Genomic DNA, 10,396 nt, shown 5'->3' with positions numbered 1-10,396 from the left:
AAATATAAGAATTTATAAGCTGAGCGCTTATCATTTGCCTTATATTTCTGAGAAACGATACTGTCCCTAACAGGACGGTGCAGCCGTTTCTTTTTGGATGACAGCATGATTGCCCTCTTGTCCGCATATTGTGATTGTACAAGATATTCGGACTTGGGGGTAATGGTGATGGGCATGAGCATGGGAGGCATGGGAGAAGTACCGGCCGGATGGGGCCAGATCGTAACCATTGCAATCATGGCGCTCGCTCTGGGAATGGATGCCTTTTCGCTTGGCGTAGGAATCGGGATGAAAGGCATCCGTCTTCTTCATGTGCTGCAAATGAGCTTGCTCATTGCTTTTTTTCATGTGCTGATGCCTCTGCTTGGGCTTGTTACCGGGAGCTATGTTGGGCATTTGCTGGGCCGGGTTGCGGGGATTGCCGCCGGGGTGCTGCTTGTTGCGCTAGGCGGGCACATGGTGCTCGGCTCGTTCCGCACCGGAGAGGGAGCAGGAATGAGAGGGGTGGACCATCGCACAATGTGGGGAATGCTGCTCATTTCTCTCAGTGTTAGCATCGATTCGTTCTCTATTGGCGTCTCGCTTGGCGTATTTGTGAGCAATGTCTTGCTGACCGTGCTGGCCTTCGGGGCCAGCGGGGGGCTGATGTCAATCACCGGGCTGCTGATTGGACGGCATGTAAGCCGTGGACTCGGAGAATACGGGGAGGCGCTAGGCGGGGCTATTCTGCTTGGGTTTGGCTTGCTGTTCATCTTCTGATACAATAGCGGCAAAAGAGTTATCCCATGGAGGTGATCTGCATGCTTCATATTTTGTTCGTCTGCACCGGCAATACATGCCGCAGTCCTATGGCTGAAGGGCTTCTACGCAAGCTGGCAGCGGAGCGGGGATTCGATCTGGAGGTGCGGTCAGCCGGGGTTTCCGCGATCGCCGGAACGTCGATGTCAAGGCATGCGGCGGCTATATTGCGGGATGAGGGTATCAATGATCATATTACTTCCTCCCAGCTTTCGGGTGAACTGCTCACTTGGGCCGATCTGGTGCTGACCCTTACCCAGAGCCATAAAAGACATGTGCTTCATTATTTTCCGAACGCCGTATCCAAGACGCATACGCTCAAGGAATATGTGCAGGATGAGGAAGCGGTCCGCAGGGACCTGGAAGAGCTGGACAGTCTCTATGCCGGAACGGAGCTGACCGCTTCGCTGGGGCAAGAACCGAAGGCTGCCGACCTGCAGCGGATCATCGAGATCCGTCAGCGGATTCCGAGCGCGGATATCATGGACCCGTTCGGCGGAAGCCGAGAGGACTATGAATATGCGGCCGCTGAAATCCGTTCGTCGCTTCACAGGCTGCTGGATAAGCTTGAAGTCTTACGCCGTTTGTAAAATGTCTCCATGAACCGAGGGCAAGCCCCTTTCTTCTTGAGCTGGTTGATTTTCCGAGCATGATGATTTAAGATATAGACAAATATCGGTTCCGGTGTAACTGGCGACAAGTGTGGATAAACCACGATGGAGCACTGGAGTAGACGGCCGGTCGCCTGGGCGAAAGAGCAATTCCGCAGCTGTCTGCGGACTGCTCTTTTTTGTTTAAATGTTTGAAAGTGATAGAAGTCACATATATCATCCTTATCCGTATAAGACACATTGGTTCTCTTTTAGGAGGTAAAGCGGTGAAACATGACGAAGATCGGGCGGAGGAACTCATTTCTTCGGCCAAGGATTTGTCCGGGAGCGGTCACGCTGCCAAGGCAGATCCGTCTATTGCCGAACAGACTTATCTCGTGCTGCGGGAACTGGCGGAAGCCGGCGGGATTGGACAAGGCAAAGTGCTCATTGTCGGCGCCAGCACAAGCGAGGTAGCCGGTGTGCGGATCGGCACCGGGGGGGCGCTTGAGGTAGCGCAGCAGCTTCTGTCCGGCGTCCGCAGGGCTGCCGGGGAGTTTGGCTTCTCACCGGTATATCAGTGCTGCGAGCATCTGAACCGGGCGATTGTGATGGAACGAAGTCTGCTGGAGCAGCTTGGTCTGACCGAGGTGTCGGCAGTGCCGATTCCCGGAGCGGGAGGGTCTCTTGGCGCGGCGGCATACCGCTCGATGACCGATCCCGTGCTGGCTGAAACGGTGCAGGCGCACGCCGGCGTCGATATCGGCGAGACTCTTATAGGAATGCATCTTCGGCGCGTCGCGGTGCCTTTCCGGACATCGCTGCGCTATATCGGAGAAGCCCGCGTCAATTCGGCCTACACCCGACCGCCGCTGATCGGCGGAGAACGCGCGGTGTATCGGCAGCAGGAGGATGGCGGCTCGAAGCTGTGTGATTAGGGAAGAATAACCCCATCTCATAAATTATATTCAGGGAGGAAACAACAAAAATGGAACAATTGCGCAAGAGTGACCCAGAAGTGCTGAAAGCGATGGGACTGGAACTTCAGCGTCAGAAAGCCAATATCGAGCTGATTGCTTCGGAGAATATCGTGAGCGAAGCTGTCATTGAGGCTATGGGCTCCGTATTGACGAATAAATATGCGGAAGGTTACCCGGGCAAACGTTACTACGGCGGCTGTGAAGATGTGGACATCGTGGAGAATTTGGCCCGTGACCGCGCCAAGCAGCTATTCGGCGCCGATCATGCCAACGTGCAGCCGCACTCCGGCGCGCAGGCGAACATGGCGGTGTACCTCGCCGCGCTCAATCCGGGAGATACGGTGCTCGGCATGAACCTGGCTCACGGCGGGCACCTGACGCACGGCAGCCCGGTTAACGCATCCGGCCTTCTCTATAATTTTGTCGCATACGGCGTTCAGGAAGATACCTTCCTTATCGACTACGACGAAGTGCGCAAAGCCGCGTTCAAGCATCGTCCGAAGCTGATCGTTGCCGGTGCGAGCGCCTATCCGCGCACGATCGACTTCGAAGCTCTGGCTTCGATCGCAAGCGATGTCGGATCGCTGTTCATGGTCGACATGGCGCATATCGCCGGTCTGGTAGCCACAGGACTGCATCCGAGTCCTGTTCCGCATGCCCATTTTGTGACCACGACCACCCATAAGACGCTGCGTGGACCGCGTGGCGGCATGATTCTCTGCAAACAGCCGTGGGCTGCGGCGATTGACAAGGCCGTATTCCCGGGCTCACAAGGCGGTCCGCTGATGCATGTCATCGCGTCCAAGGCGGTAGCCTTGGGTGAAGCCCTTCAGCCGTCCTTTAAGACTTATGCGGAGAATGTTGTGAAAAATGCCAAAGTGCTGGCGGAAACTCTGATCGGCGAAGGCGTCAATATCGTCTCTGGCGGAACCGACAACCATCTGATGCTGGTTGATACGCGTAATTTGAACATTACCGGCAAGGATGCGGAAAAAGTGCTCGATTCCATTGGCATCACCGTCAACAAAAATGCGATTCCGTTCGATCCGACCAGCCCGTTCATTACAAGCGGCATCCGGATCGGCACGCCAGCGGTTACCTCGCGCGGCATGGATGAGCAGGCGATGACCGAGATCGGCAAGCTCATCGCCGCCGTGCTGAAGAATCCTAAAGATGAAGCCACGCTGCAAGACGCTGCCCGCCGGGTCGCTGCGCTGACGGATCGCTTTCCAATTTACCCTTCTTTGCAGTACTAAACCTAATGAAGTCTGAGCTCAACGTCGCCTTGCTGAACATGTTCGAGAGAATGCGGGTAAGCAAGGGCATGAGTGCTTGGCCCGAATCTCATTGAATTTTCGAAGATGGCAAAGCAGATGCTTTGCCATCTTCGAGTTAAGTCCAAAGAAGAATTAAAACAACAGAAGAATTAAAACAACGAAATGGACTTTGCCCTGAAGAAATCAATGATAATCTCGTACCTTTTCTTATTTGATGTTCATTCGCGGTATTACTGCTCGTTTAATACTTTCTGCAATGTCTCTGCATCCAGAAGCGCTACAAGCGCCACGACCGGATTCCAATAATCTTTGTAGTGTACAATTTTATTGTCCTTGGTTTCGATCACGGAGATATATTTCTGAAGATAAGGCTTGCCAGTAGTCAGGTTTCGCCCATCCTCTATTCCGAATTCGATTATCATAATATTGGGATTCAACGTAAAGTGAAACGTTGGTTCACTAAACCGCGTGATATCAAAGCTTTGAGGAAAGTCTTTAATATATTCATAAATGGCAGCCTTCCCTTCAAGTTTTTGAGTAAAACCTTTGAGAGCGTAAGGAAACTCGAACAGCGCATTGTCATCAAAAAGTTCAATAAATTGATTCATGTCTTTTTCCAAAAGAGACTTGCAAAACTTATGGAAGATCTCCCGTGAGGCTTCCATTACCTTTTCGTTATCTGCCAGATTGAATGTCATAATTACCACTCCTTATCAAAATTGAAATATTGACTCTGCAACCGGAATGCCCCGTCTTACGACTCCGACGATTGTTTCCGCGCAAGGATCTCGGGAGGCTGGGCGCCAAGCCACCATGCCAGATTTGCCGATCCCTCGATGACACGCCCATCCGTATGCACATAATAGCGTTTATCGGGTCTTTGTGCGAAATCGCCATTCAGCGCTCGTAGGCTCCATTCCGAACCGTAACGGAAGATCTCCGCTGCAACGCCGCCAAGGGGATGGAATTCATTCTCATAGATCCGCAGCTCCTTAGGAGCCTTGATGAGCTCGTATAGAGCAAGGGCATCCTCAACGGGGATCAGCTCGTCAAATTCCCCGTTGCCGATCAGAACCGGACAAGTGATGTTCGAAACGAGATGCCAAATGCTGTAATTCGCTGCCATTTCTTTATCAAACTTCTCTTCATCGGTGTATCCGGACATATACATCATATTGGCCTTGAAACTTGGTTGGGCTTTGCTGAAAGACTTCTCCAGTTCACCGGGGCCTGTCATAAAGGTAGCTAAAGATTTCAAGCGGTTGTCGTGGGCAGCTCCCCGTAATCCCCAGATCGCGCCCATACTGACTCCAAACAAGCCGATCCGATTCTTGTCGACCTGCGGAAGTTCTTCAAGAAAGTCAATATACCGGCTGATGGCGCGCTGGTAGTTGGTCAAGGTGACTTTGAGTCCGGATGACCCGGATTCTCCTTGTCCTGGTCCTTCAATGGACAAAGCGATCATCCCCCGGGACGTGTAGTAGCGCTGGGCAATTTGAATATAATCCTCTTTGATCATGTCCATGCCCGGGCCAAGAATGACAGCAGGAGCATTTGATATATTTCCTTCAGGGAGAAACAACAGACCGAAGATTTTTTTGCCTTCAAAATCCAGCTCAACCCTCTGGATGGTTTGATTGCTTAGACGCGAAATCGCTTCGACGGACTCATTGCAGCGCTGACGAAATACGGTTTTTCTGGGATCATCGTTAAAAAATGAATATTGCGCTCTACCCCACATCACCGCAGCACGCTGATACAAGTCTTTGGCGGTTGCCGGGAAACCCTCGCTTTCGTAATGCTTTGCGCGTTCTTCTGCCTGGGCCGCAACGGTCGACCATGCTTTCGGGATCATGACCCCGCTTTTAACCAATTCAAATACCCTGTCAAAGTCTCTATGATTGTGGCCGCATTCTTCCAACGTTGCCTTTGCTTCGGGATGCAGAGCGTCAAATCCCCCTTGTGCAAGTGCGATATCCAGAATCCATCCTTGTGAAACTGCTCGTTGTGTCATTTTTTTAACCTCCACATTATTATTTTTTTGATAACTGGCTTTTATTTCTGTTTCCAATGTGAGACGTGAGCGATAGCGAAGTCATTCAGAGACTTAGGTGGTCGTCCGGTCACACGCTCAACTGTATCCGTAACCTGATCTTCAGTACCGTGAAGCTTGATCGCTTCATCCAGCCCAGCGAGAAACTGAGCATAGTCCTCCGGCATCCCGAATTTCATCATTCCGGCCGCCAGTTCTTCCGTGCTAATATTCACATGTTGGATGGTTCGTCCTGCAACAGCGCCGATGATTTCTCCAGCTTCCGCGTAACTAAACGAATCCGGACCTGTAATGACATGATCTGTATTATGAGGCCGCTCATCAATCAGCGCTCTTACGCCCACCTCAGCAATATCGTCGGCATCAACGAATCCAACCCGGCCTGATCCTGTAGCCGTAATCATCACCCCGTCACTGTTGATTTGGGCGCCGTGATGACCCTCCGTGAAATTTTGCATAAAATAAGAAGGACGCAGTACCGCCCACTCCGGCACAAGCTGACGTAATGCCTGATGCACCTTGCCGAACACAGGCCCACCTTCGGGCACGGAAGCGCTGCTCAGCAAAACCACTCGGCGGACGCCGGCCTCTACAGCCCTCTCCAGAAACGGCACCATCAGCTTGGATGGCTCCATAACTGCAACGGGACCCACCAAATAGATGCTATCCACGTTTTTTATAGCCGGTTCATATGTTGTTTCATCGTACCAATCAAAGGTTACATGCTCATTTGTGCTTCCTGAAGCGGAAGTTCCGCGATCGGCCGTACGAACGGCATAGCCCAGATCGGTAAGTCGCTTAGCTATACGGCTTCCTGTTTTGCCTCTTCCGCCAGTCACTAGAATTTTACTGTTATTCACCATATCAATTACTCCCTTTCTTTTTTAGACTTATAGGTCCGAAATATTCATGAATAGTCAATCTAGATTAAAATAGTGACTCTGCGACTGAAAACCGGTGTTGGAATGATGGATTTCTAGATCAAACGATCTAATATGACTAAAATATTAATGAAGCGTCCAATACCGCTCCACTAAGGGTCAAGCGCAGAGAGAGTGACAGTTGCAATATCGTCCAAAACCTCCGAGGTCTGAGGTTAATTTAGCAGCCTGGGTTAACGAATGCTTCTGCCCAAGTATTGAACACCTCCTTTCTGATACCTATCTTATCCATTCCGGATCATTTAGTCAAGAAAAAAATTAGGTCGTTGAAAATCAAAAAAAGAGACTTGCCGGGGCTTATTTTGACAGAATGTTCACAGAAACGCGTGGTAAATATATGAAAGTTGCAGAAAGTGAATGAGGATGTTCAACTAATTTTCATGAAATATCGTGAAGAAAGTGTGAAAAGTATGTAAACCCTGAAAATTAGGAAATGTAAATAAACGACGAAAGACTGAGAACTGGAACTTCGATTCTTCCAGACCGGCAATCCCTCCTTTCCTAGATGAAATGCGCCATCAGTGATGATATAATATACAGGATTTAGCTGAGAAAGAGTTAGCCCGGGCTTGCGGCCTGGACAAAACTTACTGCTACCGGAGGGACAAACGAATGGGAAAACTGGTGATTTGCGATCATCCTTTGATTCAGCACAAACTGACTTTTATACGCGATGTGCGAACCAATACGAAGGAATTTAGGGAGCATGTAGATGAAGTAGCGACTTTGATGGCCTATGAGATTACGCGTGATATTCCTTTGGAAACAATTACAGTGCAAACTCCGGTCGCTGAAACCGAAAGCAAGGTCATCTCCGGCAGAATGCTGGGACTTATCCCGATCCTGCGCGCCGGCCTTGGGATGCTGGAAGGCGTTCTGAAGCTGCTTCCGGCGGCGAAGGTGGGCCATGTCGGCCTGTTCCGTGATCCGGAAACGCTTCAGCCCGTCGAATATTACATCAAGCTGCCTACGGATGTGCAGGAGCGTGAACTAATTGTCATCGATCCGATGCTGGCGACCGGCGGGTCCGCGATCGCGGCCATTACTTCGCTCAAGAACCGCGGCTGCACGCAGATCAAGATGATGAATCTGATCGCCGCTCCCGAAGGCGTTGCCGCCGTTCAGGAAGCCCATCCCGATGTCGACATTTATGTCGCCGCGCTTGATGATCATCTGAACGATCATGGCTATATCGTACCGGGTCTTGGCGATGCCGGAGACCGGCTGTACGGAACGAAGTGACTAATAGAAGCAGCAGAAGAAAGGATATGGATTATGTCCAAGATTAAAGTTATGACGATTTTCGGCGTCCGTCCCGAGGCGATCAAGATGGCTCCTCTGGTTCTTGAGCTTCAAAAGCATCCCGAACATATTGAATCGCTCGTATGCGTTACGGCGCAGCATCGGCAGCTGCTTGATCAGGTGCTTGAAGTATTTAACATTGTGCCCGACTACGATTTGGACGTCATGAAGGACCGGCAGACGCTGAACGAAATTTCCATTCGTGTTCTTGCGGGGCTGGAACCCGTGCTGCGGGAAGCTAAGCCGGATTTGGTGCTTGTTCACGGAGACACGCTGACGACATTTCTAGCGAGCTACGCTTCCTTTTTGCAGCAAATACAGGTAGGCCATGTGGAAGCAGGGCTCAGAACCTGGAACAAGCTCTCTCCGTATCCTGAAGAAATGAACCGGCAATTGACTGGTGTGATCGCCGATCTGCACTTCGCTCCGACCGACTGGTCGGCAGGGAATTTGAGACATGAAAACAAAAAAGAATCAAGTGTTTATATCACAGGCAATACGGTGACCGATGTGTTTCAATATACCGTACAGCCGGGCTACCGGCATCCGGTACTGGAATGGGCTGCAGGAAAAAGACTTATTTTGATGACGGCGCACCGCAGGGAATCTCAAGGCGAACCGCACCGTCATATTTTCCGTGCCGTCAAAAGGATTGCTGATGAATTCGAAGATGTCGCCATCTGTTATCCCGTGCATCCGAGTCCTGCGGTTAAGGAACCGGCATACGAGATTTTGGGCGGGCATCCCAGAATTAAGCTGATCGATCCGCTGGATGTCGTAGACTTGCACAATTTTTATCCGCATACCCACTTGATTTTGACCGATTCAGGCGGCTTACAGGAAGAAGCTCCCTCCTTCGGAGTTCCTGTTCTCGTGCTGCGCGACACAACGGAGCGCCCGGAAGGCATCGAGGCTGGAACGCTGGAACTGGTAGGTACGGACGAGGAGAAGGTGTATCAACGGACACATGCTTTGCTGACGGATCAAGACCTCTATCAATCCATGAGCCGGGCCGCCAACCCGTACGGAGACGGCAAAGCATCGCAACGTATTGTCAATGCGATTTTGCACCACTTCGGAGTTATTGAAGAGCGCCCTGACCAATTTCACAGAATGTTCACAAATAATTTGGAATCAGAAGAGGCTTAGTTGTGAAAAAGTTTTTGTGAGCATACAGTACAACTGTACGGTTGATATGGTTTTGGAATAATTTACTGTGATTTTTTTCATACTTTCAGCTGTTTTTCAAGCCTGTTTATGACACGTTGACAAACTCTTGTTACATTCAGTAAAATGAATTGGAATTCCAAGGGTGGGGTGCTATGAAACATCCTGAACAACCAAATGACGAGAACCGGAAATTGCGAAAATCCTTTCAGGCTATGGGTCTTGTCAGTGCCATTGGTGTCGATCTTGCCGGCTGTACCATAGGCGGATATTTTTTCGGAAAATGGCTTGGGAGCATGTGGGGTAACCAAGGTTTGTGGGTTGGTCTAGGTGTTCTTTTCGGCATGTTGTCAGGAGCCGCAGCTATTGTGAGTCTTATTAAAAAGGTGACGAGGGATAGCGATGAATGATGCAGCCAGAATGAACAAACTGATGTTGATGAGCATTGCAGGTATTATCGTGGTTTGTGCTATCATCGCTGAATTGATGCCCCATCGCCGCACCGTCCTTCACGGTATCGTGCTTGGCGCCAGTGTAAGCTGTCTTAACGTTTTTTACATGGCGTACAAAGTGAAAGGAATTGCAAAATCCGCCTCCGGTGAGAGCAAAGCCCGCGCTACGCTGGGTTTCGGGTGGAGAATAGCAACCTCCATATTGGCGGTTGTACTCGCGCTTGAATTTCCGCATTACTTCAATGAAATCGCCGTATGTGCCAGTCTTGCAACCGGTTATTTCGTGCTTCCTATCGTGGGATTTATTTTGCTGCAAATTGAGGAACGCAAACACACTGACGGAAAGGGGTGAGAAACATGCATTTATCACCAAATATTAAACTGGCTGGACTCGAATTTGATCTGTCCATCGTGCTGATGCTGGTCGTTACCTGTACAATCGTCTTGATTATTGCCCGCTTGGCGACGCGGAATCTTTCCGTGGAGAACCCTGGCAAAATGCAAAACTTCATGGAATGGCTCGTTGAATTTGTACAAGGTATGATGGCAAGTACCATGGATTTGAAGAAAGGCAAACCTTTTCTCAGTCTTGGTCTCACGCTGATCCTGTTTATTTTTGTCGGGAATATGCTTGGATTGCCGTTCGGTATCGTTACCGAGTACCACGATGCCAGCAAAGCGACGTTCTTTAACCAGCCGCTTGTAAATGTTGTGGAGGAAATTCATAAGGTCCATGCCGCTAATCCGTCAGGGGAGGCAGAAGTCGGAGTAAGCTGGTGGAAATCGCCTACAGCCGATCCTGCCGTATCCTTGGGACTGGCTGGGGTGGTTTTTCT

General features: G+C 50.4%; 12 protein-coding genes and 1 riboswitch. Of the genes, 9 read left to right on the top strand and 3 right to left on the bottom strand.

The features are described from left to right. The first annotated feature begins 168 nt into the window (after positions 1–168). The 4 genes from L691_RS0102800 to glyA all read left to right on the top strand — a co-directional run bounded on the left by L691_RS0102800 (position 169) and on the right by glyA (position 3,624). Positions 169–759: a manganese efflux pump MntP gene (locus tag L691_RS0102800; protein WP_232229076.1), complete on the top strand. Its 591-nt coding sequence runs from the start codon at positions 169–171 to the stop codon at positions 757–759. Between the two features lie 41 nt (positions 760–800). Then, a complete protein-coding gene (locus tag L691_RS0102795) occupies positions 801–1,388 on the top strand; it encodes a low molecular weight protein arginine phosphatase (protein ID WP_025688640.1) in 588 nt (195 codons plus the stop codon). 86 nt (positions 1,389–1,474) lie between these two features. Further along, a riboswitch (ZMP/ZTP riboswitch) is annotated at positions 1,475–1,556 on the top strand. A gap of 170 nt (positions 1,557–1,726) precedes the next feature. Then, positions 1,727–2,326, top strand: coding sequence for a TIGR01440 family protein (locus tag L691_RS0102790; RefSeq protein WP_051459282.1), 600 nt, complete (start codon positions 1,727–1,729; stop codon positions 2,324–2,326). A gap of 50 nt (positions 2,327–2,376) precedes the next feature. Next, positions 2,377–3,624 (top strand): serine hydroxymethyltransferase, encoded by a 1,248-nt coding sequence (gene glyA, locus L691_RS0102785; protein WP_025688638.1) that lies wholly within the window; start codon positions 2,377–2,379, stop codon positions 3,622–3,624. 251 nt (positions 3,625–3,875) lie between these two features. Here glyA and L691_RS0102780 read toward each other — a convergent pair whose 3' ends face one another. From L691_RS0102780 to L691_RS0102770, 3 genes are read right to left on the bottom strand one after another with little or no spacing between them, the layout of a single operon-like run. After that, complete coding sequence (locus L691_RS0102780; RefSeq protein ID WP_051459281.1) at positions 3,876–4,343, bottom strand: nuclear transport factor 2 family protein; 468 nt, start codon at positions 4,341–4,343, stop codon at positions 3,876–3,878. Between the two features lie 56 nt (positions 4,344–4,399). After that, positions 4,400–5,659, bottom strand: coding sequence for an alpha/beta hydrolase (locus L691_RS0102775; RefSeq protein ID WP_025688636.1), 1,260 nt, complete (start codon positions 5,657–5,659; stop codon positions 4,400–4,402). A gap of 41 nt (positions 5,660–5,700) precedes the next feature. Beyond that, positions 5,701–6,561, bottom strand: coding sequence for an ergot alkaloid biosynthesis protein (locus L691_RS0102770; protein ID WP_025688635.1), 861 nt, complete (start codon positions 6,559–6,561; stop codon positions 5,701–5,703). Positions 6,562–7,251: 690 nt separating this feature from the next. Between L691_RS0102770 and upp the strand changes: the two genes are divergently transcribed. The 5 genes from upp to L691_RS0102745 all read left to right on the top strand — a co-directional run. Beyond that, positions 7,252–7,881, top strand: a complete 630-nt coding sequence (upp, locus tag L691_RS0102765) for a uracil phosphoribosyltransferase (RefSeq protein ID WP_025688634.1) — start codon at positions 7,252–7,254, stop codon at positions 7,879–7,881. Between the two features lie 33 nt (positions 7,882–7,914). Continuing rightward, entirely contained in the window at positions 7,915–9,090 is a 1,176-nt protein-coding gene (gene wecB, locus L691_RS0102760; RefSeq protein ID WP_025688633.1) for a non-hydrolyzing UDP-N-acetylglucosamine 2-epimerase, read from the top strand. A gap of 173 nt (positions 9,091–9,263) precedes the next feature. Continuing rightward, on the top strand, positions 9,264–9,518 hold the full coding sequence (locus L691_RS0102755; RefSeq protein WP_025688632.1) for an AtpZ/AtpI family protein: 255 nt from the start codon (positions 9,264–9,266) through the stop codon (positions 9,516–9,518). Then, positions 9,511–9,912 (top strand): ATP synthase subunit I, encoded by a 402-nt coding sequence (locus L691_RS0102750; RefSeq protein ID WP_025688630.1) that lies wholly within the window; start codon positions 9,511–9,513, stop codon positions 9,910–9,912. Before L691_RS0102755 ends, L691_RS0102750 begins: the two co-directional genes overlap by 8 nt. A 5-nt stretch (positions 9,913–9,917) precedes the next feature. Next, a partial coding sequence (locus L691_RS0102745) for a F0F1 ATP synthase subunit A (RefSeq protein ID WP_025688629.1) occupies positions 9,918–10,396 on the top strand: 479 nt, incomplete at its 3' end.

Origin of the sequence: Paenibacillus zanthoxyli JH29, assembly GCF_000520715.1 — a bacterium.
GTDB lineage: Bacteria > Bacillota > Bacilli > Paenibacillales > Paenibacillaceae > Paenibacillus_AQ > Paenibacillus_AQ zanthoxyli.
The sequence above is the reverse complement of the archived record's forward strand: the minus strand, read 5'-3'. Positions and strand labels throughout refer to the sequence as shown.